General features: G+C 37.4%; 1 pseudogene. It reads right to left on the minus strand.

The features are described 5' to 3' along the window. Window positions 1-57: 57 nt before the first annotated feature. A pseudogene (locus tag ACODS7_RS32355) lies at window positions 58-696 on the minus strand (IS6 family transposase); the annotation flags it as partial.

The following is a 696-nucleotide window of genomic DNA, read 5'->3' on the forward strand; positions in this document are numbered from 1 at the left end:
TGGTTCTGTTGCAAAGTTTGAAAAAACATCAAGCGGTTTACAAAATGCGGTTATAGTTTAAGCAGTTTTGAATAATTTCTGTAATTCATTATACGTCGAAAAAACGAAGTTTGCTTGTTGCAAACTTCGTTTTCGTTTATATAGGGCGTGAATGGTTTCGATGCCTTTTAAGGTACGTGAAGCATGACGGATACTTTGGAATCCAGAAGATTTAGCAAAACGACGTTTGACATGTCGATGATCCTGTTCAATAAGATTATTGAGATGCTTAACAGTGCAGTGTTTCGTATGGATATAAAAGTCGTTATTTTTCAATTTTTTGAACGCACATAGTAGGGCGGGAGCCTTATCTGTTGTGAGAACCGTTGGTTCTCCAAAAGCTTTTACCAATCGTTTCATAAACATATAGGCAGAGCTTGATGATCACGTGTTTTACGAAGTTGAATATCTAGCGTGTGTCCATCTTTATCAATTGCACGATACAGAAGCACCATTCGCCTTTCACTTTGATGTAAGTCTCATCTAAATGCCAAACATGATGTGCAGATTTATTTTTCTTCTTCCATATTTGATAGATGAGATTTCCGTATTCATGGACCCAACGCATGATGGTTGTAGGGTGAACCGAGATTCCACGTTCTCTCAAAAGTTCAGATACATCGCGATAACTTAAAGAAAAACGACAGTAATAGCCAA

The organism is Bacillus sp. FG16, assembly GCF_057809515.1.